The sequence below is a fragment of the Bacillus cereus group sp. BfR-BA-01356 genome, assembly GCF_022663635.1.
In the GTDB taxonomy this organism is placed as follows: Bacteria; Bacillota; Bacilli; order Bacillales; family Bacillaceae_G; genus Bacillus_A; species Bacillus_A cereus.
On the sequence record NZ_JAKUFX010000024.1, the window covers coordinates 1 to 24,837 of the forward strand.

Here is a 24,837-nt window from a genome sequence, read left to right on the forward strand (position 1 = left end):
AAATGATTGTCCTTTTCTTGCCATAAAAAAATCCCCTCCAGATAAAACAGTATTGAGTCCATCATATCAGATGGACTCTTTTTTACTGTCTACCTATAGGGGATAATACCATATTGACATCTTTTTTAATGAAGAAGTGACCACCCCATGAAGTCTTCATGTACTTGGCACGCCCTCTTATCGTTTCGATCATATAATTCAGCATAGCTATCTGTTTCTTCATCATAAGCCATCGTATAAATAATTTGGCCGTCTACTTCAACGGATAAAACGACTCCACCTTTCATCTCTTCTACATGAATGATAGCATTCGCCGGAATTCTCATATCCGTCATTCTCATCGCATCTAACAATATACTAAACCCCCTACAGCGTATTCATTGCTAGTACTATTACACACTAAATAGTATACTACTGTAATAGCATACATTTCGTCAATGAAATTGCTGTTGAAATAGCATATTGTCTATATACATATACGCTAAAATAGAAGAAATAGAAACATATTAATGGGAGGCTAACATTGATTCTACACAAAGGAGATGTACTATTCCGTCAAGGCGAGGACGGTCCTTTATACTTTATAAAAACAGGCTTATTAAAAGTAGTTCGGCTAGAAGAAAACGGAACACCATTTTTATTCAATATTATCGTTCCAGGTGAAACGATACCTCATCATTCTTTAATTTCACCGAAAGAATATCACGGTACAGCTATCGCTTTAATAAAAACAGAAGTGGAACCGATCACTAGTAGTGAATGGTATGAGAGGCTTCAAGCAAATCCCGAATCGTATGCTAACATTGCTATGCAATTGCAATCTAAATTAAGAATGATGCAACAACGAATTGATCAATTGACAACCGTCTCTCCGAAAGAACGTCTTCATCGTTTACAAGAATGGTTCACTCTATATTTAGGTGACATTCCTATATATGAAATATTAACACAAACCGAAATTGGCCAACTGATAGGTATACGCCGTGAAACAGTAAACCGTTTATTACGAGAACAAATAAAAAACGAGGTAAAATAAATACCTCGTTTTTTTGCTTATTGTAAGCTTGTTGCTGGGCCGAAAAATTCATAATGAATATGCTCTTGTTTCACACTTAAATCAGTTAGTGCAGCATTTATATGCTTCATAAATGCTACTGGACCACAGAAATAGAACTCTGCTTCAGTTGTCGGAATAATAGTTTTTAACCATTCACTTTCAATGAAACCTTCTTTATCAAAGTTCTTCATTTCTAAATCTTTTTCAGTCGGTGCAGAATAACAAGTATATGCTTTAACTTGTTCATATTCATTTTCTACTGCCTTAACGTGTTCTTTCATTGCATGTGTATTACTATTTATTGCTGCATGAACAAAATATACATTACGTTTTGAATCTTGTTCAATTAACGTATTTAACATACTCATCATCGGTGTAATCCCTACTCCACCACTAATTAGTACAACTGGTAATGTTGAATCCATATTTAACACGAAATCTCCCGCTGGTGCACTTACTGGTAAAACATCTCCTTCTTTTACATGTTCATGTAAGTAATTAGACACTTTACCGTCTGGTGTATCTACACCTTTTTCTTTTTTTACACTAATACGATAATATTCTTTCCCAGGAGCATCGGATAAACTGTATTGACGATTATGTGTATATGTCTCACCTTCAATATTGATTTGAATCGTTACATATTGACCTGGGATGAATGAAGAAACTTTCCCTCCATCTTCAGGTTTCAAATAAAATGACGTAATAACATCGCTTTCCTTCACTTTTTTTACAATCACAAAGTTGCGGAAGTCTTTCCATCCACCTTCTTTATGTGCAGCTTCTTCATACATCTCTGCTTCAATGCTAATGAATGCATCAGCAATGACACCATATGCTTCTCCCCATGCATTTAAAACTTCATCAGGTGCACCTGCGACCTCTTTAATGGCACGTAGTAAACATGTACCTACAATCGGATAATGCTCTGCTTTAATACCTAAACTTCTATGCTTATGACCAATTTGTTTTACAACTGGAATAATAGCTTCTAAATTATCAATGTACGTTGCAGCTGCATAAACAGCATTCGCTAACGCTTGTTGTTGTCTTCCCTTTTTCTGATTTGTATGGTTGAAAATATTCAATAACTCCGGATGTTCCGAAAATAAAATTTCATAAAATCTCGTTGTAATTTCAACGCCTTTTTCTTGTAATAATGGTACTGTTGACTTTACGATTTCAATTGTTTTTGCACTTAACATTGTATCCCACTCCTCTATTTCCTTAACTGTTTTTAGTTTAACTGAATCTTATAATGCAGATTGTGATTTTAATCACTATTAACACGGTGTTTTTGTGAATAATATATGAACATTGCATTTACAAAAGAAAATAAGCTAACTAGAATTCTAGCTAGCTTATTATTTTGTTTGTATAGCTTGTTCGATTACTTTTATATCTTTCCCATCGCCAAACTCCGTATACCCCCAGATATTCGTTTCACCTCTATATTTATTTACGATAATATCCAAGTCATGATATACACGGTGAGCATACACTACATACTCAATATTTTGAAGTTCCACACCTTTTTTTACAATTTCATAGCTTCTATTTACATCGCGTTTTATTTTTTCATTCTTTATTTCCGTATGTATATTTTTTAAAGATTGTTCTTGTTGTTGAAACCATTGCTTAAATTGATTCCAATCCCCATCTGTATAATTCTCTGCTTTACCATAATTTAAGAAATTATTATAGCTTTCATGTGTCATTCGAATAAAATCTAGCACTTTTGTCTCTTCTTGCACATCTTCTATTTGAGCTATTGTATTTACCTCAGCAGGCTTATTTGCATAATGTAACAGCACTTTCATAAGACTATAACTCGCAATGATCATCACGATAATAATACCTAATACATTTAACAATTTCTTCATACACAGAACTCCTTCTCTACTAAAAATATTACAACGTATGACTATACTTGTAACATTCTCTCGTAGAAATATAATTCCTGTATTAATTCTTCCTATCATTTCGACAATATTTTTCTATACATTTCTCGTTGGCAAATGTTCTTGTAAAACAATATATCCTTCATAAGCTGTGTAACCGAGTATAACCATTAATCCGATATAACAAGCAAATACTGTCCATTTCGTTTTCGCATCCACTTTATAATAGTTTTCTTGTTGTTCCTTTTCTGTTTTCCATTCATTTAATTTTCTTTCTGACGCTTCAAATGCTTCCCTTATGTAAATTGTATACTCATCTTTTTCATCTTCATATGGAACATAATCTAACGGTTCGAACTTCGGTAAAAGATACTCTAACACTTCCATTTTTTGAAGTTCACCTATTTGTAACTCTTTTTCCCGTTCTCTTTGTCTTAATGCATTCATCTCATGATGCATCACGTATATAGTCCGATGTACAGCACCCGTTTCTTTTAATTCCTCTTCAAGCCTAGTAACATATTCTTTCATCCCATCAATTTTATGCCCTAATTCCTTAATCGGCTCATCTCTCTTTATTACTCTATATAACTCCATACAACCGATAATAACAATAAACCCTCCCAAAATACTTTTAAAGTAAATTGAATAGCCAAGTAATAAAATAAGGCCTGCTCCCCAAATTTTAGTACTGACAACTGAAATAATTCGCCCACCATCTAGCGGTGAAACGGGAATTAAATTAAAGAAATTAATCATACTTCCAAGCAAAATAACAAGCGCCCAAAATGGCTCTTTCGTCATTATATAAAGCGGTATCGCCGGTAAAAATGACAGAAGTCCGAAAAGCGGACCCATATAGGCAATGTAAGCTTCCTCTTTCGCATTTTTCGGCATCTCTTTCATTCCAATAAGAGCCCCCATAAATGGAATAAAGATTGCTGGCGATGTTGGGATCCCCTTTCTTTTCGCAGCCCATAAATGGCCCATTTCATGAACAAACAACAAATAAATGAGCGCCACTCCAAATTTCCAACCATATAGAACTGCGTATGCGCCAAGCGATAGAAACATACTAAATACCGTTGAAAACTTTGCTAATTTAAAAATTGCAAATACCCACTTTAACTTAGACAGTAAAAATAGACCTATCGCAACAATAATTCCCCATAATCCTTTTTTATTATTTTTCATATTCCTCTCCTTTATCTCTCATTAATGAATCATATCATTCATCAAAGCTTGTTCTTTTCTCTATTATGACATATTTTTTTCTATTGTTAGAAATAATGTTTATATAATCCATTTTCAGCCAAAAATATAAATAAAAGGAGGTGTACACAAATGAATTTACAATCTCTTATAATAGGTGCTCTATCGTTTTTAGCTTCAACTCTTATTTTTTATACCGTTAGTTACGTATTATTATTAGATTTGTTGCCCAATCACGTATTTATTGCCCTTGTCATCCTTTCCGCTCTTATGATTTCTTTTCTTATTACACGAAAATCAATGAATGAGCCATCTACAAAAGCAAAGTAATAGAGAGGGGTGCTTTCCCCTCTCTATTATCATTTCCTAGGAAAGGTCATATAGATTTGACGAGTTTATATTCATTCCAATCCGTAAGGGCTAATTAAAGTCTCACTTTATCTTTGAAAATTCATTTTTTCACCATAATCTTTAACAATCTGAATTATATTTTGAAACACACCTATTTTTTCTTTTTCACTGTTTAATATTTTCAAATCATAACTTTCGTAATATGTTTCTAATGATTTTAATTGTGATTCTGAAGCGCTTTTTATCGGAACAGTAGCATGTAATTCATATTGCTTATACCCTTCCTTTACTTTTTCACCTAAAATCATTTCACTCTCTTTTGCTCTAATTAATTTTTGAACTTTTTCTGGAAAATTGAGTTGCAAATAATATTCTTGCTCCTTCACTAACTTATTGTATAGTGATTGTGAAATCGTATACCGTACCGTATAATTCACGTTTTGATCGCCTGTTTTAATATGAAACGCGGTAATCTGCAAATCTTTTTTTGTTACTTCCGTTAAAGGGCTTACCTGCATCTCATCTTCTTTTTGTTCTGAGACATTTGGAAATATATCCAAAAGCTTTTCCGTATCTTTTTCATTCAACATATACATAGCTTTCTTATATTGCACCCATCCTCGTCTATCTTCTCCCCTTAACCATGCATAATAAGTTTCTTTTTTCCCATCTCTACTAATTTGTATTTCATATTCAGGTTCACCGAAGCTTCCTGTTATTTCTTGTTTCTCAGCTTTATTCAAAATGTCTATTACTAACTTCGCTTCTGATTCCTGCAACTTTTTCTCTTTATGTTTTTTTTGTATAACGGTTACCCCTATTGTTTCTTTCACTTCATTCACCGTCTCTTCTACTTTTTTTGTTTCTTTTTTCGGTTCAACTTGACCACAAGCTGCTAGTAACATAACAAACAACAACACCAATACATATTTCCCTTTCAAATTAATCCTCCTCTTACGATAAGAAATCCTTATAATCTTCATACATAAAACAAAAACGTGACATCCTATTAAATACGCTATACTAATCATTGAAAGGAGGTCTTTATCATGTCCATTAATTTTCATGATGAAAATAATAAGTACACATATGCAACAAGAAACGCTCATATTTCTTGGGCTGAAATGGTAAAAAACATTACAGAAATACAAAACAAGCAAATAATTGATATCGGCTGTGGTGGTGGGATTTATACGAAAGAACTCGCTCTTATGGGAGCCAATAATGTTGTGGGACTTGATTTTTCAAAAGAAATATTACAAGCTGCAAAAGAAAATTGTAACAACTTTTCAAACATTTCATTCATCCACGGTGATGCACATAATATCCCATACCCTAATGAAACATTCGACATAGTTATTTCGCGTGCAGTTATTCATCATTTACAAGACATTCCTACATTTTTACGTGAAGCTTCTCGTATATTAAATAAAAACGGTGTACTTATTTTACAAGATCGAACAATTGAAGATTGTACAATTCCAGGAAGTCCCGAACACATTCGCGGATATTTTTTCTCTCTATTTCCAAAACTTATTGAAATAGAGTCAAAAAGACGTCCAAAAACCAACACTATACAGACAGAATTACAAAAACATTCTCTTCATGTACTTCCCACACAAACACAATGGGAAATACGAAAAATACATGATTCTGTAGAAGCATTATTGCAAGATTTATCTCCTCGAACAGGTCGATCTATTCTATATGAGTTAACAGATGATGAACTTTCTCAACTTCTACAACATATACAGACCGCATTACAAAACGTCTCTCCTATTATTGAAAGAGATCGATGGACAATTTGGAGCGCCATGAAGTTGTAAGGAAGGAAGCCTCACAAAATAATGTGAGGCTTCCTTTCTTTCATAATCTAATTTTGCAACACTCTTGATATCCTCCACTTCTGGCCTGTGCACTTCCACACTTCGGACATACTAAATATCTAGACTGATTTGTCAATAAACTACCTTTTTGAAAGAGTAAAACTTCTGCTTGTTTAAACGAACGCGAATAATATAACCACATAAAACCAATTATAGCAATAATGCCAAATAATACTCCCATCGCAAGCATTTCAGTCACCTCTTTTGGTTTGTTCTTTCCAGCAAGTGGATTGTTGTATTATTCTCTGTAAATTCAAACAATCCCTTCTTTACTCTTATAAATATCAACTTTCTCTATAAATTTTACAATTCTCCGCAAATTTTCACTCCCATTTTACAATTCATCATTTCCTTTACAACAACGAATATCACTTTCGATATTTCCGTATATAAATATATCTTTCAAAAAACATATTGACTTTCTAAAAAAAACATGCAACAATACTGTCAGAATACTTGAATAAAAATTCATTGACGAGAACGAGTACGTTATAGAACTGTTCCCCAGAGAGTTGGCGATTTGCTGAAAGCCAACGTTCAGCGCGTAACCGAAAATCATCTCCGAGAAGTAGAACCGAATGTTACAGTAAGTTCTTACCGGCCGTCCCCCGTTACAAGGAACACGTATCATGTTGTACGTTGCAAAGCCGTATACATATAGATTTATTTCTACATGTGTAAATTAGGGTGGTATCGCGGGTAAATATAACTCGTCCCTTTCTTTAGGGACGAGTTTTTTGTGTTCTTACAAATGAATTTAAAAAAGGAGGAAAAACAATGAACACTGTATCAAAAAAACATATTTTTTTCACGGGTCTTATGCTATTTTCTTTATTTTTTGGGGCAGGTAATTTAATTTTCCCTCCCATGCTTGGCCAAAATGCAGGTGAAAACTTTTGGCCAGCAATGATTGGATTTTTACTAACAGGAGTTGGCTTACCACTACTAACTGTTATCGCAATTTCTCTATCTGGAAATGGAATGCAGCAACTTGCAAGTCATGTTCATCCATTATTCGGAATTTTCTTTACAGTAATTGTATACATTGCTATCGGTCCATCTATGGGCATCCCACGTGTTGCAAATGTCGCTTATGAAATGGGTGTTAGTTCTTTCTTACCAGAAACAATCCGCTCTAGCAGCCTAGTGCTATTTGTATATACAATCATCTTCTTTACTATCGTATTTTGGCTGAGTTTGAATCCATCTAAACTTGTTGATCGTATTGGAAATGTATTAACACCTATTTTATTACTCTCTATTTTCTTATTGTTTGTTAAAAGTGTATTTACACCACTTGGGCAATCAGGACCAGCAATGCAAGAGTATCAAACTTCTCCAATCTTCAAAGGCTTTATGGAAGGCTACTTAACAATGGACACTATTTCAGCACTTGCATTCGGAATTATCGTTGTAAATGCAATTCGCTCTAAAGGTGTGAATGATCGTAAGTCCATTGCCATCGCCACAGCAAAAGCAGGGCTTATTGCCGCTACAGGGCTCGTACTTGTATACGGTGCACTCGGCTGGCTTGGGGCAACTAGCGTCTCGCTCGGATATGCAAAAAATGGCGGACAGCTACTTACTGTTATCGTACAACAATTATTCGGTCCATACGGTTTGCTCCTATTATCTCTTATCGTTACACTCGCTTGTTTAACGACATGCGTTGGACTCGTATCTGCGTGCAGCCAATATTTTTCAACATTATTGACTACATTTTCATACAAAACGTTCGCGAGTATCATTTGCGCATTAGGATTACTAGTTGCCAACTTAGGTTTAACGAAAATTATCGCAATCTCTGTTCCAATTCTACTTGTTGTGTATCCAATTGCGATTGTACTCGTACTACTATCATTACTTCATAAATACTTCGGTGGATATCGCTCTGTTTATGTAGGTGCTTTAATTGGAGCAGCTGTAGTGAGCGTATTTGATGGATTAAAACAAGGTGGTATTTCAGTTTCATTTATCACACCATATTTTGAATTTATCCCTTTATATAATGAAGGAATCGGCTGGCTAATACCAGCATTAGTAGGAGGTCTTATTGGTCTTGCAATGGCTAAGTTAAGCGGTACGAAAAAAGTTCCATTAGTAACCGAATCTCACGAAGTAAAAGCCTCCTAAAAAAACTCCCAAAAGGGAGTTTTTTTACATTTGATACGCAGCATGATTAAAACTGCTTATTTTATAAGCCTTCGTATAATATTCAATATTCGTATCAACTGTTTCTACCTTGACAACATCATAGCGCTCTTCTTGCTTTACTAAAAATAAATAGTATTCCTCTGTTGCCTCAATAATCGCAATTTTATCTGTTTCAACATTATATTGTTCACAAAGCGCTTGTAATGCGTTCACATAATCCCCTAATTTTTTAGACTTATCCATTCCGAATATAGTTTGAACTAACATATACATTCTCCCCTTTATATGTACTGTTAACACCTCAATGATAACGCTTACATTATTTGTCGTCAATAAAAACATTCAATTGTTTTAACGCCAAATCTATATTGTATCGAGCCAATAATCAGCGAGGAATTCCCCGCCAATTAAAGTTTTACTTTATCCCGCATTAATTGCCCGTAAAAGTCCGATTGGTGAGGGCTGATAATCAGTGGGAGAGGAACAACCTCCCCACTGATTAAAGTTTCACTTTATCACTTCGTTAATTGATGCCTAAATGCATAAATAACCGCCTGAGTACGGTCACTTACATTCAATTTATTTAATATATTACTCACATGTGTCTTTACCGTTTTCAGTGCAATAAATAACTCGTCCGCAATCTCTTGATTACTTTTTCCCTCTGCAATTAATAACAAAATCTCAAACTCTCTTTCCGTTAAATCATCATGCAAAGGTTGCTCTTTCTTTTGACGCATACGGGACATCATTTTCCCGGTAACTTTCGGCTCTAATACTGTTTCTCCATCATAAGTAGCTCGTACAGCATCAGCAATATCACTTGCTCTTGATGTTTTTAATAAGTAACTGGTCGCCCCAGCCTCAATAACAGGATACAATTTTTCGTCATCTAAAAAGCTTGTTACAACTACAATTTTTGCTTCTGGCCATTCTTGAATAATAGCACGTGTTGCTTCGACACCATCCATCTCATCCATAACAAGGTCCATTAAAATAATATCCGGCCTTAATTGCAATGCTAATTCTGATCCTTTTCTTCCATTCTCAGCTTCCCCTACTACTTCAATATCTGGCTGTGTCGATAAATATGCCGATACACCCATACGAACCATTTCATGATCATCGACAAGCAATACTTTTATCATACTTCTCCCCCTCTCTCAATCATAATCGGTACTTTTACTTCTATTTGTGTACCTTTGGCCGGGAAACTAAGTACCTTAAGTGTCCCACCAATTTCATGAACACGCTCTTGCATCGATCTTAGGCCATATGAACCAGCCTTATTAACCCCTACTTCAAACCCAACGCCGTCATCAATGATTTTTAAAATCGCATATTGATCAATTTTTCGAAGGCGCACTTCTGTTTTCTTTGCCTTCGCGTGTCGCAACGTGTTTGATAGCGCTTCTTGCACAATACGGAATAAATGATCTTCTACACCTTTTTTTAATTCTATTGGCTCAATAAGCCATTCAATTTTCATATGTTGTTTTCGCGATAATTCCGTTAATAATTCCTCTATACCTTCTGTCAGTTTCTTACCTTCCAATTGTACAGGACGTAAATGAAGGAGCAATGCTCTCATTTCTGATTGAGCATTTACAACCATATTTTCAACAAGTTGCAATTGTTTTTTTGTCACATCTGGAAATTCAGTTATTTGTTCATTAATCGCTGACATCATCATCGACATTGCGAAAAGCTGCTGACTTACTGAATCATGCAACTCCCTTGCTAAACGATGCCTTTCTTGAGAAATCGCTTCTTGTCTCATCTCTTCATTCCAATGAGCTCGTTCATTCGTTACTTTTTGAAAGAGTCCAGCTTGCTCCTCTAATCGACGAGCCAGAACGATTACTTTTCGTTCCACTTCATGAAATTCATCATCTGCAGTAAACGAAACATCGCTCGGAAAATTCCCTCGCTCTACTTCAAATAGAAAAGTATTTAATCCTTGTATACGCTGCTCTATATAATAACCGATTGCATATCCTACAATTCCCCCGATAAGTAAACTTGTAGTCATAATAAACAAGCCAATTGGAACAGAAGCGATGGATTCCTTCCATAATAAATCATACACTTGTTGCTCGCTTTTCCATACATATACAATTGTACAAATGAGTGCGATACTAACAGAGGACAACATAGAATAACGAATATACATCCACGAAATATTTTTTTGTTTCTTCATTATACTTTCCTCACTTCCGTGTCGCCTACGACAAGCGAAGAAATAATTTTAATACGTCGAGGAGCCTCTTTATACTGCTCTGTTCTAAATGTAACATTGCGGTTAAACCCTGTCTCTTCATGACCTGGCAAGAGCACACGTCCGACAATAACAGAATGATTTAAAGAAAGTTCAATATCATACGGCACATATAAACGAATATTACCAACGACACCCCGAATAACAATTACCGTTTCCCCTTCTGGAATCATAGCAGTTGTTAAATCTATTTCCACATCACAAGCACCATATTGAACATTAATATCCTCAAGTTCATAAATATGATCCATCATTCGCACATTGCCTACAAACATATTTTTCAAATATGTTTCTGTACGATATATTTGCTTCTCTTCGTCTATAATCCCTTTTTCTTTAATTTCAACCTTCATTGCTTTTTGCTGATGCCCTTGTTGAATCAATTGATAACCAATTAAAGCTAAACAAGCAAATACGACAAGAACAAATGCTGCTGATGAAAATAAGAAAAATAAAAATACGATACCACCAACAAATAAAAATACATTTCCCCGTACATAACGATTCTTTTTACGATAATGCCTTCCAAACATAAGCATAATAAATGCAAAAATGAGACCACCTGGTTCAAAATGTCCAAGTATCATATCAAGAAAAAGACCGAATCCAAATATGATGAGGAGCATCCCCATTAATTGTGTCTTTGAAAAATGTTTCTTCATTTCAGCTCCCCCCTTCTTGTCACATATACATAGAAGAAAAGGCATTGCTTTCCAACACCTTTTCTCCTATCACTATATCATAAGCCTGTTTTATAATATACTACTATTATTTTGTTAACTCTTTCGTTAACGATACATCATTCTTTTCTTTCATTTCACGCTCAAGTTTTGCAATTTTCATATCAAATGTATCACGCTCATGCTCTTCATTCATACGAGTTTCTAAGTCACGAATGTGATCTTCAATTTCTTCAAATCGTAAGAACGGATTATTTTCATCCATTTTATGCATCGCAGTATTCATACGACGATTTGCATGTGCCATATTTTCACGTGCCATTAGTTCCATACGCTTTGCGTGCATTTCTTTTAATTTATTTTTCATTTCAGAAAGACGACGCTCTAACTCATCAATTTGCTCTACAACACCTGCATACATTTCTTCTAATCGAGTTACTTGACCTTCATAATAAGCTACCTCTTCTAACGCACGTTCGTGCAATTGCAATTCGCCTGCTTCTTGAGCAATGATAGCTTGCTTTGATCTTTTATTAACGAAATAACGTGCTTGCTCAAGCTCACGAGCAAAGTTAGATTTTAATGTTTTATGACGCTCAATTAACTTCTCAATTTTTGTTATTTCACGCTCACTATCACGTAAATATTGGTTTAACATCGCAATTGGATTTTTTCTTTCCTTCTCATCTAACGCGTTATGAAAATCAGCTAAAATTGCATCGCGTACACGTCCGAATAAAGATTGTTTCATTATAAATCTTCCTCTCTTCTACTTTTTTTATAATTTGATTTATTGTTTTAGTTTTTCATTAATTTGTTCCACTCATCTTCAAAGTTGCTATATGGTTTAGAACTTTCTGGAGCAGATTCAACAACTACATCTTTTTCTTTTTTCCACTCACGGTATCCGTAGTATAAAACCACTAAAGCAGCGATACCGATTAATGCTGGCGAATGAGAAAGTGCAATGGATAAACCGATTAAACCAACAATCCCCCAAGCTAACTTTCCAAAAAATGATTTAGCTCGCACAAATGATTTATAGCTCCAATATACAACTCCTGCTCCGATTGCAAATCCTACAATACCAGCAAGACTACCAAGAGCAATTAAAGCCAAAATACCGGCTGCGATAAACGCTAGAAATTGTTTCATCTTGTGCTTGCCTCCCTTCAATTTGATACTCTTATCTTAACTATTTTTTCATCTTTCCATAACGAGCTTAAGAACCGTTTTTAACTCAGACTTAAGACCGAGTCATATTCAGCCCTTTACGCAAAAAAACGTGCAGAGTCTATCCTCTGCACGTTTTTTAATTACTAACATTCATATTAAATTAAGCTGTTTTATGATACTCTTTTTTCTCAGCTACTTTCGAAAACCTTGGAAACCCAATTAAAATAGAAGCAATCCCACATACTCCAACTAAGATTGGATAAAATGCATATGGCAACAATTCAACCGGAGATAACGCTGCAAATCCTGCTGCCGTTAACATTTGGGCACCGTACGGAATTAATCCTTGCACACAACATGAGAAAAGATCTAATACACTCGCTGATTTACGAGGGTCTATTTCATATTGATCTGCAATATTTTTTGCAAGCGGGCCTGTAAAGATAATTGAAATCGTATTATTCGCTGTACACATATTCGTCATACTCACTAAACCAGCAATACCAAATTCCGCTCCTTTTTTCGAACGAATATTACGTGTTAATACATTCATTAAATATTGAATACCACCATTATATTGGATTAATTCAACCATACCGCCAATTAATATAGCAAGTAATACTAACTCCATCATACCGCCCATTCCAGTCGTTACACTTTTAAAGAAACTTTCTAACGTGTAACTTCCATCTATAAGGCCGATAACACCAGATAGTACAGTTCCACCAGTTAATACAATAAGTACATTCCAGCCAAGTAGCGCTGTAATCAGTACTCCTGCGTACGGTAAAATCTTTATCCAATCAAAGCTATGTGCTTTAATCTGCGTGTCACTTCCTGAAGTAACTATTACTAATAGTACAATTGTAATAATAGCCGCTGGTAACACAATTAAAAAGTTCGTTTTAAACTTATCTTTCATTTCTGTTCCTTGTGAACGAACAGCTGCGATTGTTGTATCTGAAATAAATGATAAATTATCACCAAACATCGCTCCGCCAACAACAGTAGCCATTGCAAGCGCAATTGAGATATCAGTTTGACCACTAATACCTACAGCAATCGGCGCTAATGCTGCAATTGTTCCCATTGAAGTTCCCATCGCTAATGAAATAAATGCACCAATAACAAAGATTCCAGCTACGATAAATCCTGGCGGTAAAATAGTTAACGCTAAATTAACAGTTGAGTCTACTCCGCCCATTCCTTTAGCAGTTTCAGAAAATGCACCTGCAAGCACAAAAATTAATACCATAATCATGATATCCGGATTTCCTGCACCTTTAGCGAACCGCTCTACTTTCACATTAAAACTTTCTTTACGATTCATCACTAAAGCGACTCCTACAGCAATTGAAATCGCTACAAGTATCGGCAATTTATAGAAATCACCTGTAATAATTCCAGAACCAATAAATAGCGCCAAAAATATCCCAAGTGGTAATAAAGCTAAACCATTTCCTCTCGTTTCTTTCAAAGTACCATCTCTCCCTAGTTTCAACCTTTTTCTAATGAATAACAAAAGACCTCTTCCGATGAGAAGAGGTCTTATACATCTATAAGAAACGCTCTTCTCATCTTTCAAGCACATGCTTGCTGGATTTGGCACAGCACTCTGAAATCGAGTCCGCTGCCGAGGCATCGTAGGGCCAGTCCCTCCGCCTCTCTTTATAAGAAGGTTTCATATTTATTTTTTAATAATAATTTCTTCCCTAACTTTACTCGCTTACAAAACAAAAGTCAATTATTTTTTGTATAGATTTTTTTGGTAATTATACAAAAATTCGAATACAACAATCATTTTAACTTTTCGATTTCTTCTTCCAATATTGAAATCCAATAAAATTCACTATTTTTTATTGCTGCTAATATCCATTTCGTAGTGTACCAAGCTAACTCATACTCTTCCTTCGTGACATCGCCACTTTTATAAGCATCCTCTAGCTCTTCTTCATCTAATATATACACCTTACCGCTGGGTAATAATACTACATCTAAATATAAATCATCAAAATACGGTAAACCACGATCGTCTATTTCATATTCTTTCGTCACATCAATATAATATTGCACTAAATTGTGCCTATCATCTAACATAGCTGTAATCGCAAAGTTCTTTCCATTAATGAAATATTGAGCCCACGTATACCCATCACTTGCAATACAAATTTCTTTACCATCATATTCTTTACAACTAGGCTCTCTCACCTTTTTTATATCCAGTATTCCGAGCATTCCCTCTTCCACTTGCTTAACCGTATAACTCTTTTCTATTAGTCTCTTCCACGAAGAACCGTCACCATATTTTCGTTTCATTATGTCTGCTCCTCTTCTATATACAGAAAAGCTCCCACATATTATGTGAGAGCTTGTTCATATTATAATTAAGCCGCTTGACCCTTTTCAGAAATCTCTTTTAAATAAGCTTGTCCTTTTTCAGCGTCATATTGACCTTCCCACTTAGACATAACTACAGCTGCTAAAGAGTTTCCTACAACGTTAACTGCTGTACGAGCCATATCTAAAATACGGTCAATACCAGCAATGAACGCTAAGCCTTCAGGTGGAATACCTACTGTACCAAGTGTCGCTAATAATACAACGAATGATACGCCCGGTACACCTGCGATACCTTTTGATGTAACCATTAATACAAGCAACAATGTAATTTGTTGTGTAATAGATAAATCAATACCGTACATTTGCGCTAAGAAAATAGCCGCAATTGCTTGATATAAAGTTGATCCATCTAAGTTAAATGAATAACCTGTCGGAATAACGAAAGATGTAATTGCTTTCGGGCAACCGAATTTCTCCATTTTCTCCATGATTTTTGGTAAAACTGTTTCTGAGCTTGCTGTAGAATACGCTAAGATCAGCTCGTCTTTTAAAATCTTAAAGAATTGGAAAATGTTAATTCCAAATATTTTCGCTGTAAGTCCTAAGACAACTACGACGAAGAAAATCATTGCTCCATATACGACAATTAGTAATTTCCCTAACGGAATTAATGAAGCAAGACCAAATGTAGAAACTGTAACACCAATTAGTGCAAACACACCAAATGGTGCAAATTTCATAACTTGGTTTGTTACGTAAAACATTGCATCAGCTACACCTTGGAAAAATTGAAGAACTGGTCTTCCTCTTTCACCAATCGCTGCTACACCTAAACCAAATAGTACAGAGAAGAAGATAATAGCAAGCATATCTCCGTCAGCTAACGACTTCATAATGTTCGTTGGAACAATATTTACAAATGTATCTGCAAATGAATGACTTTGTACTTGCTCTGTCGTATGTGTATATTTCGAAATATCTGTCTTTGTTAACTGCTCCATATTTACGCCTTTTCCTGGTTGGAAAATATTCGCTATTAATAGACCAACAATAATTGCAATTGTTGTAATAATTTCAAAGTAAAGAATTGTTTTTCCGCCTAGTCGACCTAGTTTTTTAACATCGCCAACACCAGCAAACCCAACAACAATACTTGCTACAACAATCGGTACAACGATCATTTTAATTAATCGGATGAAAATATCACCAATTGGTTGTAAGTACTTCACAACAGCTGGATTATCAAAGAAAATCGCACCAACCGCAATACCAAGCGCAAGTCCTATTAATATTTGCCATGCAAGTCCTATTCTTTTCATATTTGTTGTAACCCCCTCTTCGATGTGTCACTCTATCTCTCATTCTATCTCTATAAAACTAAGAAATTAAGAGTATTACATATTATTCGACAATTCACTACATTTTGTCCCTGTTAAAAATCATAAATCAAAAATTTAAATCTGACAACAAAATAACTTTGCCCGAACACAAATAATTTTCTTGACAAAAAGCAGACCCATGTTAGAAAACCTAACATGAGAACGATTCCTTACTAGTGTTTTATTAGCTTTCCAAGTAATATTTCACCTCATAAAAACGATTACTTTCCTCCTTCATTCCACAGATAAATCCCAAAATTTACCTTTGTTACACATATGAATAAAATGTAAGCACTATGACAATTACAGTTGAAAAATGATAAATTCCGACAAAACTTAGCAATTTTATAAAATTTTCTTTACATTATGATTACAACGATAGACACCCTTCTTCTTATGATATATAACATTCATAGGGAAAGGAGTCAGACAACAATGAAAAAGAAATTTGCAGCGTTTAGCGTTTTAGCAGCAGGAACGATTTTTGCTTCCCCGTTACTTTCACCCGTATACGCTGAAACGAATCAAGATAAATTATCTAACATTCAATCTGAATTAGAAGGCAAACAAAGTGACTTACAAAATAAATCAGTCGAGAAAGAACAAATAGAAAAAGAAATTCAAGAATTACAGAAGAAAATCGATGAATTAACTACTTCCATTAATAAAAATGAGACTGAATTAAACGATACAAAAAAAGAAATTAGCAAAACACAACAAGTAATTACTGACAAAAAGAAACATATAGAACAATTACAAACAAACATAGATACACGTCAGGAAGTTATTAAACAACGATTACAATCTATGCAAGAAAAACCGCGTACAAATATCATTACAGAAGTATTAACAAACTCTACAAACATTGCTGATCTTGTTGATAATATGTACTCCGTAAGTTTAATATTAAACAACGATACAGATATTGTAAAAAAACAAACATCTGATCAAAATGCTGTAACGACAGAAAAAGAGGCTGTTGAGAAAAAAGAACAACAACTGAAAGACTCTGAACAAAAACTAGAACAAAAACAACAAGAATTACAAAATAATCAACAGCAGCAACAAACTCTTATTAACGATCTACATACGAAAGTAGCAAAAGTAGATTCAGAGATTGAAGGATTAGAAGAATCCAAGGGCATTTTAGAAAATCAACGTCAAGCTGTTCAAAAAGCAATTGAAGAAGAAAAACGGGCGGAAGAAGCTCGTAAAGCGGAAGAAGCCCGCCAGGCAGAAGAGGCTCGCAAACAACAAGCTACTAAATCTGCTCAAGCGGCCCCAACACCACATGATACAAATATCGGTGGTTTTATCAAACCAGCAGCTGGATCAAAAACTTCCGGATTTGGTGTACGTTCTTTAGATAACCATAAAGGAATTGACATCGCTGCTTCGGGAACGGTTCCAATTATCGCTGCTGCAGATGGCGTTGTTATTCGCTCAGAATTATCATCTAGTTACGGAAACGTAGTGTATTTATCTCACCGTATAAACGGAAAAACATATACGACAGTATATGCTCATATGAATAGTCGTTCTGTATCGAATGGACAAACTGTAAAACAAGGCGATCAGCTTGGATTTATGGGGAATACGGGCCAATCATACGGACAACATTTACACTTCGAACTTCATCTTGGAGAATGGAATGTCGGCAAGACAAACGCAGTTGACCCATCTCCTTATATCGGATTATAAAAAACCTCGGTGCCTACCGAGGTTTTTCATTTACACTTCACACAATATAGGCGTTCTACATAGACTATAACTAAATGCCTATAGTTGACGAGGTGATCCATATGAATACGCAATTACAACAAAAAATAGAAGAAGCTAGAGGAACGTATATTGGCCGAATATTTACATTTGGCGGCTCAGTTTTATTTTTAATCGGTTCATTCCTCGCAGTCACCACAGCCTATAAAGCGTATAATCGTCTATTACATTCATCAACATAAAAAAAGACGGGAGATCCCCGCCTTTTTTTTATGCAAACATTTTAAATACACCTATCGCATTTAAAAATACAATTATTACAGTTACCGGAATAACATAACGAAGTAAGAAGAACCAAATGTTAAATAACGTTTTCCCTTTCGTTTCCGTCACTTCTAATTCTTTCATCAACAATTCTTTACTCATTTTATTTGGTACAAATAATGAAATAGCTAGTACTCCTAACGGTAGCAATACGTTACTTACCGAAAAGTCGACTAAATCAAAGAACGTTTTCCCAAATATTTTCACGTCACTCATAATCCCAAATGATAACGCTGATGGAATACCGACTGCAAAAATAAGAATACCAATTAATAATGATGCTGACGGACGCTTCTTCTCATTACCTTTCGCAACAGATGCTACTACAATTTCAAGCATTGAAATTGCTGATGTTAAAGTCGCAAAGAAGAATAAAATTAAAAACATAATAAAGAAAAATTGACCAAATGGTATTTTTGCAAATACTGCTGGAAGGACGATAAACAGTAATCCTGGTCCTTCAGTTGGTTTTACTCCTAATGCGAAAATCGCTGGGAAAATTGCTAATCCTGCAAGTACTGTAACAAAAACAGTTAAACTTACAATAGATGTTGCTGATTTCGCTAAATGTTCCTCTTTCTTTAAATACGAACTATACGTGACCATTACTGAGGCACCTACTGTTAGTGAGAAGAAAGATTGTCCCATCGCGTATAAAATCGTATCTGCTGTAAGCTTTGAAAAATCTGGCTTTAAGAAGAACTCTACTCCAGCAAAAGCACCATCGAGTGTTAACGCACGAACAATAATCGCAATAAATAAAATAAATAATAGCGGCATCATGTACTTACTTGCCTTTTCTATACCTTTCTCTACACCTTTACTTACGACAAAAATTGTACAAAGCATAAAGATAAATTGTGCTCCAATCGCACTTAACGGATTTGAAATCGTTTCACCGAACAATTGTCCATAATCAGCTGCTCCATTCCAGAAACTTCCTGTCACACTATAATATAAATAAAGTAAAATCCATCCACCTACAACACTATAAAAAGATAGTACACTAAAACAAGTAACAACTCCCATACGACCAATCCAAGGATATACTTTGCTATTTGGCACTAGTACTTTATAAGCTGTAACGGCCTCTTTTTGCGTGCTACGTCCAATAACAAACTCCGCTATTAAAAGAGGCATACCTATAAATAAAGTTAATAGTAAAAATACAAGGAAGAATGCGCCTCCCCCGCCATTACCTGCAACATATGGAAATTTCCATATCGCACCAAGACCTACTGCGGCTCCGGCTGCTGCGAGTACAAAGCCTATTTTCGACGTCCATTGCTGTGTTTCTTTCATCATAATTTCTCCTTTTCTGAATATTTAAACTTTTGTTAATTATACACTTTCATTTCATACTCGCACACCTCCTTTAGAAAATAAAAAAGTCCCCTACACGCAAATATGCATGTAGAGGACGATATATGTAATGTAAATACCGTGGTACCACCTCAATTGGATTGATAAATCCCACTTGTTCAAGTACAGGAATAATTCCGATACTCTATCCTTTTAACGGCGGAACCCGGGTTGCCTACTACAATGTTCAACATACCTCTCGCAAGCCCATTCTGTATATTTTATCGTACCGGGCTCCCACCTAACCCCAGCTCTCTGAACGCATCAAATATACGTACTCTTCTTGCTCATCGATTTCATCTATTGAAGTTACTTGTGATTATAAATTATATTTTTATATTTGTAAAGCGCACTTTATCTTTTATTATTTTAAAACCTTTTCCTCTAACTCACGTAAAAAACTTTCTCTTTTCCCCTCATTTTGCACATATACTGATTTCAACACTTCTTGGAGCAATATATTTCGTTCCCTCTTTTCTAACTGTAAATCTTTTAACTTCAACCTTACTTCATATAAAAAATCTAAATACGATTCATATGTCTCATCATATTTATTTGCAATATCATCTCGAATTTTTTTTGCGAGCTTCGGGCTCGCTCCCCCAGTAGAAACTGCTATATTAAGTAAACCACGATGAATCGCTGCCGGAAAATGAACATTACCACTTTCCGGATTTGTAATAATATTTACTAATTGATTCTCAGCGGCATCTTCAGCAACTTGTTCATTTAATATTGAATCACTACTCGCTGCAACAACTAAAAAAGCACTTTTAATATCACTTTTTTCATATTCTCTTTGATACCAACGAATTTTCTTTTCTTCCACAAGTTTTACTAAATTCGCATCTAATTCTGGACTTATCACAACTATATCCGCACCCTGTTTGAGTAAAGGAATAATTTTAAATCCTGCAACTTTTCCCCCGCCAATAACAACAACGCGTTTCTCATTAACTCGCACTGTAAGTGGATACATACTGATCTCCTTTCAATAACTCCGTCGTTTTCTGAATTAACATATCTTGAAACGCTTCATTCTTCCCTAAATATGGACTGATTTTTATCTCTTCCACTTCATATTGGCGCACTTCTTTCTCAATATGTTTCATAAGTAAACCTGTAAATAACAAGTAAGGCAGTACAACGATGTTCTTTTCTTTTCGTTCTACAACTTCCTTTAACTTCTCCTCAAATTTTGGCTCTGCAGCCGCTAAATAACAAACTTCTACTTTTTTAACCTTCTCTTTTGTTTGAAATAAAGAAGCAATCCAGTTTATATCTCTTAATACTTCAGGATCACTGCTCCCTCTTGCAACAAGAAGTAACGTCACTTCATTTTTATCTTCCTGTTCGATGCCACTTCCGCTATACACCGATTTAACAAGTGTTTCTGATACACCAAACGGATTACCATAGGTCACTTTAACATCCGAAAATTGATTAGTTAACTTTTCCAATTCAAAAGGGATATCTTTTTTTACATGACCTGCCGCTAATAAAAAAACAGGGATAGCAATAATCTCAGTGGCCCCACGCTTCACACATGTACGAAAACCATCTTCAATAGAAGGATTCGCTAACTCTAAAAAACAAACTTCTTGAATAGTCGCTTCTATACGGCTCATGCATGATGTAATAAATTGAATCGCCTCTTCTTTCGCTGTCTTCAAACGACTTCCATGACATATATATAAGACGGCTTTCATTTTACAACACTCCACTTACTTGATAAGCATTTTCTGTCTGCTTCTCAAACCAATGAATTTTTTCTCTAAAACGGACAACCTCTCCAATTACAATCATACTCGGATTTTGAATTTGCTCTTTTTTCGCAACATCTACAATTGTCCCTAACGTTCCAACAACTGTGCGTTGCATAGACGTCGTCCCCTGCTCAATAATAGCAGCTAGCGTACTTTTATCTTTTCCATGCTTCATAAGTTGCTCACATATGTAGGGCAAATTACTAACCCCCATATATACCGCTAAAGTCTCTACACCTTTCGCTAAACTTTCCCATTTCACTTCTTCTTCAGCACCTTCTTTCCTATGCCCAGTCACAATAGCAAAACTTGCACTTGCATCACGGTGCGTCACTGGAATGCCCGCATAAGCAGGAGCAGCTATTCCAGCTGAAATACCAGGAATGATTTCAAATGGTACACCTTGCTTTGCTAATGCTTCAGCTTCTTCTCCCCCTCTACCAAACACAAATGGATCGCCGCCCTTAAGCCTCGTTACAACTTTTCCTTTTTTCGCATACTTAATAAGAAACGTGTTAATTGTCTCTTGCTTCATCGTGTGATAATTCGGGAGTTTTCCGCAATAAATTAAATCCGCGTCAGGCTTTGCGTATGAAAGCAGCTCTTTATTCACAAGTCGGTCGTATAAAATAACATCTGCCTTCTCAATACATTTCAACCCTTTAACAGTAATTAAATCTGGATCGCCAGGACCCGCTCCAACAATATAAACCTTTCCCATCATCTCTCCTCATTTCTTCTATTAAAATGAAACTTCCATTCGTATATAAGAATGGAAGTTTTTATTTTTTCGTATTACTGATCTCTACTCATGGATAACAAATGCCCCACCTTTTCGAATCTTCTTTTTTTCAAACAAAGAAATCTCTTTTACCTCTGGCAACGGTAAAAAATGCTTTTCAAGCTCAATCTCCGCAAGCTTAAATGCCTGTTCTTCACTTTGAGCAACAACAACAATCGGAACAATACTATTTACTAACACAGCTTCAAATCGATATAAATCCATATCGTCCCTCCTAAGACGCTATTACTTCTTCTAGCACGTTATTTAACGCTATTTGTAATGTATCTACACCAACACGACCTACAAAATCATAAAATGTTTCGGCTGGTAATTTATTCTCTTTGAAATAACTTATAAATGATGCGAGTACATCAGGTAGATCCTCGCCATCTATTTTTCCTTTTAACTTTTGATTGTAGGCACCGCCATCTAACAATGTTCCACCTACGTATATTTCAAACGCTTCAACAATACCTTTTTCCTTCGTTTTCATTTTCACCCCTTGTAACCCAATGTCAGCAATTTGACGTTGACCACATGAATTCGGGCAGCCTACCATATGAATTCGAACTGGAACATCGAGTGCAATTTGTGTATCTAAGTATTCTGCAATTTTTCGTAATCTTTCTTTCGTTTCTACTAGTGCAAGATTACAATATTCAATACCGGTACATGAAACCGCATGACCAATAAATGATTTCGGGCTAGCAGATATCGCTTCAAACAGCGGTTCACTAAGTAATCCTTTTACATTTTCTGGAGGAACGTTCGGAATAATGAAGTTTTGCGAGTTACATGTACGAATTTGTCCATTTCCATATTGCTTTGCGATTCTTGCAATCTCAAACATTTCTTCTGCATGTAAACGACCTACCGGTACATTAAAACCTACATATTTTAATCCCTTTTGTTTTTGGTCTTGAACACCATAAAAATAGCCTGCATTCCATCCTTTGAGTGCACTTTCCCCTTTACTTTGTAAAGGCCCTGTATACTCTATTAGTTTCTCTTTAAATTTCTCTGCTCCCCAGTCCGCAACAAGAAATTTCAACCGAGCTAAATGACGTTTTTCACGATATCCAAAATCACGGAATATAGTAGCAATCGCAATCGCCACCGCCTTCACTTCTTCTGGTAAAACGAATACATCTAATTCATCAGCTAAATACGGTCGAGCTGATAATCCTCCACCTACTTTTATATGAAAACCAACTTTTTTCTCACCATCTATTTCTTTCGTTGCAGGCGTAAATGCAACACAGTTAATTTCTGCGTTTGCTGAATTATAAATATTAGAACTAATAGACATTTTAAATTTACGTGGCAAGTTAGAAAACTCTTCATTATGTTGGAAGTAATCATATACTTCTTTTACAATATGCGTTGTATCGAATAGTTCATTTGCATCAATACCAGCAAGCGGATTACCTGTAATATTCCGCGTTATATCACCACAAGCCCCCGCTGAAGATAACCCAACTCTTGCTAATCTTTTAAAAATATCTGGAATTTGCTGAATTTCTAACCAGTGAAACTGAATCGCCTGTCTCGTCGTAATATCTATTACATTACGTCCATAATCTTCAGCGATAGAAGCAAGTACTTCTGCCTGTGCATTTGTAATAATCCCTGACGGAATATTTACCCGCATCATAAAATAACCAGCTTCTTTCGGTCTTTGTAAATACAAGCCTGCCCATTTAAAGGCATCCCACTCTTCTTTCGGAATAGATTCGAAACCATTTTCCGCATAGTAAGGAATATCATTAAAAATTTCTAAGCCATCTTTTTCTAATTTATTTTTCTCGGTCTGATTTAATTTTTCATTGTTAGCCCATACTTTTTCATAACTCATTGTTTATCCCCCTATATAAAACTACGCTCTTGTAAGTACTTCACGATTTGTTCTGCACATTCTTCAATAGAATATTTGTGCGTTTCTACAATTAATTCCGCCTGCTCTGGCTCTTCATAAGGCGAATCAATACCTGTGAAATCCTTAATATCACCTTTTCTTGCCTTTTTATAAAGTCCTTTCGGATCACGTTTCTCACACTCTTCAATCGGACACTTCACAAAAATTTCAATAAATTCATCTGCCGCTAATAAATCTCTTACTTGTTTGCGGTCTACTCGAAATGGTGAAATAAATGCTGTAAGGACAACTGCTCCTTGGTCTACAAATAACTTTGCCACTTCGCCAATACGTCTTATATTTTCCATGCGATCACTTTCAGAAAATCCTAAGTCTTTATTTAAACCGTGGCGAATGTTATCCCCATCCAGCACATAATTTCCAATATTCTTTTCAAACAGTTTACGAGCGACCGCATTCGCTACTGTAGATTTACCCGAAGCTGATAAACCAGTAAACCAAATTACAAAACTATGATGTCCATTCTTCACTCTTCTCTCATCTTTTGAAACCGAAGCTGTATGCCAAGTAATATTCGTATCCATCTCGTTCT

28 protein-coding genes, 1 riboswitch and 2 other annotated features are annotated in these 24,837 nt (G+C 35.4%); of the genes, 6 read left to right on the plus strand and 22 right to left on the minus strand.

The features are described from left to right. Window positions 1-125 precede the first annotated feature (125 nt). A complete protein-coding gene (locus MR168_RS11065) occupies window positions 126-353 on the minus strand; it encodes a hypothetical protein (RefSeq protein ID WP_000883009.1) in 228 nt (75 codons plus the stop codon). Between the two features lie 170 nt (window positions 354-523). On the opposite strand from MR168_RS11065, the gene MR168_RS11070 reads away from it, so the two are divergent. Beyond that, window positions 524-1,036 carry a Crp/Fnr family transcriptional regulator gene (locus MR168_RS11070; RefSeq protein WP_000600589.1) on the plus strand — a complete coding sequence of 171 codons (513 nt, stop codon included), beginning with the start codon at window positions 524-526 and terminating at the stop codon, window positions 1,034-1,036. 17 nt (window positions 1,037-1,053) lie between these two features. On the opposite strand, the gene hmpA is transcribed toward MR168_RS11070, so the two are convergent. From hmpA to MR168_RS11085, 3 genes are all read right to left on the minus strand, one after another. Continuing rightward, window positions 1,054-2,262, minus strand: coding sequence for an NO-inducible flavohemoprotein (hmpA, locus tag MR168_RS11075; protein ID WP_006915513.1), 1,209 nt, complete (start codon window positions 2,260-2,262; stop codon window positions 1,054-1,056). A gap of 159 nt (window positions 2,263-2,421) precedes the next feature. Continuing rightward, window positions 2,422-2,940, minus strand: a complete 519-nt coding sequence (locus MR168_RS11080; protein ID WP_000735227.1) for a hypothetical protein — start codon at window positions 2,938-2,940, stop codon at window positions 2,422-2,424. Between the two features lie 114 nt (window positions 2,941-3,054). Continuing rightward, complete coding sequence (locus MR168_RS11085; protein ID WP_000794498.1) at window positions 3,055-4,152, minus strand: site-2 protease family protein; 1,098 nt, start codon at window positions 4,150-4,152, stop codon at window positions 3,055-3,057. A 150-nt stretch (window positions 4,153-4,302) separates the two neighbouring features. On the opposite strand from MR168_RS11085, the gene MR168_RS11090 reads away from it, so the two are divergent. Beyond that, window positions 4,303-4,500 carry a hypothetical protein gene (locus MR168_RS11090; protein ID WP_001053357.1) on the plus strand — a complete coding sequence of 66 codons (198 nt, stop codon included), beginning with the start codon at window positions 4,303-4,305 and terminating at the stop codon, window positions 4,498-4,500. A 107-nt stretch (window positions 4,501-4,607) separates the two neighbouring features. On the opposite strand, the gene MR168_RS11095 is transcribed toward MR168_RS11090, so the two are convergent. Next, window positions 4,608-5,462: a YhfM domain-containing protein gene (locus MR168_RS11095; protein WP_153579024.1), complete on the minus strand. Its 855-nt coding sequence runs from the start codon at window positions 5,460-5,462 to the stop codon at window positions 4,608-4,610. A gap of 108 nt (window positions 5,463-5,570) precedes the next feature. Between MR168_RS11095 and MR168_RS11100 the strand changes: the two genes are divergently transcribed. Beyond that, the gene (locus MR168_RS11100) at window positions 5,571-6,347 is read left to right on the plus strand and encodes a class I SAM-dependent methyltransferase (RefSeq protein ID WP_000026285.1); all 777 of its coding nucleotides are present in this window, start codon (window positions 5,571-5,573) and stop codon (window positions 6,345-6,347) included. Window positions 6,348-6,387: 40 nt separating this feature from the next. Here MR168_RS11100 and MR168_RS11105 read toward each other — a convergent pair whose 3' ends face one another. After that, window positions 6,388-6,597 carry a hypothetical protein gene (locus MR168_RS11105; RefSeq protein ID WP_000880630.1) on the minus strand — a complete coding sequence of 70 codons (210 nt, stop codon included), beginning with the start codon at window positions 6,595-6,597 and terminating at the stop codon, window positions 6,388-6,390. 272 nt (window positions 6,598-6,869) lie between these two features. Beyond that, window positions 6,870-7,128 (plus strand) — a binding site (T-box leader). Window positions 7,129-7,184: 56 nt separating this feature from the next. Between MR168_RS11105 and brnQ3 the strand changes: the two genes are divergently transcribed. Continuing rightward, the gene (gene brnQ3, locus MR168_RS11110; RefSeq protein WP_016122166.1) at window positions 7,185-8,540 is read left to right on the plus strand and encodes a branched-chain amino acid transport system II carrier protein BrnQ3; all 1,356 of its coding nucleotides are present in this window, start codon (window positions 7,185-7,187) and stop codon (window positions 8,538-8,540) included. A 24-nt stretch (window positions 8,541-8,564) separates the two neighbouring features. Here brnQ3 and MR168_RS11115 read toward each other — a convergent pair whose 3' ends face one another. The 9 genes from MR168_RS11115 to gltP all read right to left on the minus strand — a co-directional run bounded on the left by MR168_RS11115 (window position 8,565) and on the right by gltP (window position 16,354). Continuing rightward, a complete protein-coding gene (locus tag MR168_RS11115; protein WP_002025529.1) occupies window positions 8,565-8,903 on the minus strand; it encodes a DUF3922 domain-containing protein in 339 nt (112 codons plus the stop codon). Between the two features lie 173 nt (window positions 8,904-9,076). Continuing rightward, window positions 9,077-9,709, minus strand: coding sequence for a response regulator (locus tag MR168_RS11120; RefSeq protein ID WP_000598707.1), 633 nt, complete (start codon window positions 9,707-9,709; stop codon window positions 9,077-9,079). Beyond that, the gene (locus MR168_RS11125) at window positions 9,706-10,761 is read right to left on the minus strand and encodes a sensor histidine kinase (protein WP_000744326.1); all 1,056 of its coding nucleotides are present in this window, start codon (window positions 10,759-10,761) and stop codon (window positions 9,706-9,708) included. The genes MR168_RS11120 and MR168_RS11125 overlap by 4 nt, the downstream gene beginning before the upstream one ends. Beyond that, window positions 10,761-11,501 carry a cell wall-active antibiotics response protein LiaF gene (gene liaF / locus MR168_RS11130; RefSeq protein WP_000716095.1) on the minus strand — a complete coding sequence of 247 codons (741 nt, stop codon included), beginning with the start codon at window positions 11,499-11,501 and terminating at the stop codon, window positions 10,761-10,763. The genes MR168_RS11125 and liaF overlap by 1 nt, the downstream gene beginning before the upstream one ends. A gap of 106 nt (window positions 11,502-11,607) precedes the next feature. Next, the gene (locus MR168_RS11135) at window positions 11,608-12,270 is read right to left on the minus strand and encodes a PspA/IM30 family protein (protein WP_086411837.1); all 663 of its coding nucleotides are present in this window, start codon (window positions 12,268-12,270) and stop codon (window positions 11,608-11,610) included. Between the two features lie 47 nt (window positions 12,271-12,317). Beyond that, entirely contained in the window at window positions 12,318-12,674 is a 357-nt protein-coding gene (locus MR168_RS11140; protein ID WP_000808640.1) for a lmo0954 family membrane protein, read from the minus strand. A gap of 181 nt (window positions 12,675-12,855) precedes the next feature. After that, the gene (locus tag MR168_RS11145) at window positions 12,856-14,172 is read right to left on the minus strand and encodes a Na+/H+ antiporter NhaC family protein (RefSeq protein WP_000665494.1); all 1,317 of its coding nucleotides are present in this window, start codon (window positions 14,170-14,172) and stop codon (window positions 12,856-12,858) included. 94 nt (window positions 14,173-14,266) lie between these two features. Next, a riboswitch (SAM riboswitch) is annotated at window positions 14,267-14,372 on the minus strand. A 120-nt stretch (window positions 14,373-14,492) separates the two neighbouring features. Further along, window positions 14,493-15,011 (minus strand): ribonuclease FAU-1 family protein, encoded by a 519-nt coding sequence (locus MR168_RS11150; RefSeq protein WP_086411838.1) that lies wholly within the window; start codon window positions 15,009-15,011, stop codon window positions 14,493-14,495. 68 nt (window positions 15,012-15,079) lie between these two features. Further along, window positions 15,080-16,354 (minus strand): glutamate/aspartate:proton symporter GltP, encoded by a 1,275-nt coding sequence (gene gltP, locus MR168_RS11155; protein WP_086411839.1) that lies wholly within the window; start codon window positions 16,352-16,354, stop codon window positions 15,080-15,082. A gap of 495 nt (window positions 16,355-16,849) precedes the next feature. Between gltP and MR168_RS11160 the strand changes: the two genes are divergently transcribed. Further along, on the plus strand, window positions 16,850-18,115 hold the full coding sequence (locus MR168_RS11160; protein WP_000726086.1) for a murein hydrolase activator EnvC family protein: 1,266 nt from the start codon (window positions 16,850-16,852) through the stop codon (window positions 18,113-18,115). 101 nt (window positions 18,116-18,216) lie between these two features. Beyond that, window positions 18,217-18,375, plus strand: a complete 159-nt coding sequence (locus MR168_RS11165; RefSeq protein ID WP_001096006.1) for a hypothetical protein — start codon at window positions 18,217-18,219, stop codon at window positions 18,373-18,375. 28 nt (window positions 18,376-18,403) lie between these two features. Here the strand turns inward: MR168_RS11165 and MR168_RS11170 are convergent, their stop codons facing one another. The 7 genes from MR168_RS11170 to cysC all read right to left on the minus strand — a co-directional run bounded on the left by MR168_RS11170 (window position 18,404) and on the right by cysC (window position 24,829). Continuing rightward, window positions 18,404-19,759: a sodium-dependent transporter gene (locus MR168_RS11170; RefSeq protein ID WP_000665440.1), complete on the minus strand. Its 1,356-nt coding sequence runs from the start codon at window positions 19,757-19,759 to the stop codon at window positions 18,404-18,406. Between the two features lie 111 nt (window positions 19,760-19,870). Beyond that, window positions 19,871-20,119 (minus strand) — a binding site (T-box leader). A gap of 64 nt (window positions 20,120-20,183) precedes the next feature. Continuing rightward, a complete protein-coding gene (locus MR168_RS11175; protein WP_000283353.1) occupies window positions 20,184-20,798 on the minus strand; it encodes an NAD(P)-binding protein in 615 nt (204 codons plus the stop codon). Continuing rightward, on the minus strand, window positions 20,773-21,528 hold the full coding sequence (locus tag MR168_RS11180) for a sirohydrochlorin chelatase (protein WP_000648887.1): 756 nt from the start codon (window positions 21,526-21,528) through the stop codon (window positions 20,773-20,775). Before MR168_RS11180 ends, MR168_RS11175 begins: the two co-directional genes overlap by 26 nt. 1 nt (window position 21,529) lies before the next feature. After that, window positions 21,530-22,306, minus strand: coding sequence for a uroporphyrinogen-III C-methyltransferase (gene cobA, locus MR168_RS11185; protein ID WP_000521261.1), 777 nt, complete (start codon window positions 22,304-22,306; stop codon window positions 21,530-21,532). 84 nt (window positions 22,307-22,390) lie between these two features. Beyond that, complete coding sequence (locus MR168_RS11190) at window positions 22,391-22,591, minus strand: DUF3906 family protein (protein ID WP_000366914.1); 201 nt, start codon at window positions 22,589-22,591, stop codon at window positions 22,391-22,393. Between the two features lie 10 nt (window positions 22,592-22,601). Further along, on the minus strand, window positions 22,602-24,224 hold the full coding sequence (locus MR168_RS11195) for a nitrite/sulfite reductase (RefSeq protein WP_000119621.1): 1,623 nt from the start codon (window positions 24,222-24,224) through the stop codon (window positions 22,602-22,604). Between the two features lie 11 nt (window positions 24,225-24,235). Continuing rightward, entirely contained in the window at window positions 24,236-24,829 is a 594-nt protein-coding gene (gene cysC, locus MR168_RS11200) for an adenylyl-sulfate kinase (protein ID WP_000380499.1), read from the minus strand. Window positions 24,830-24,837: the final 8 nt, after the last annotated feature.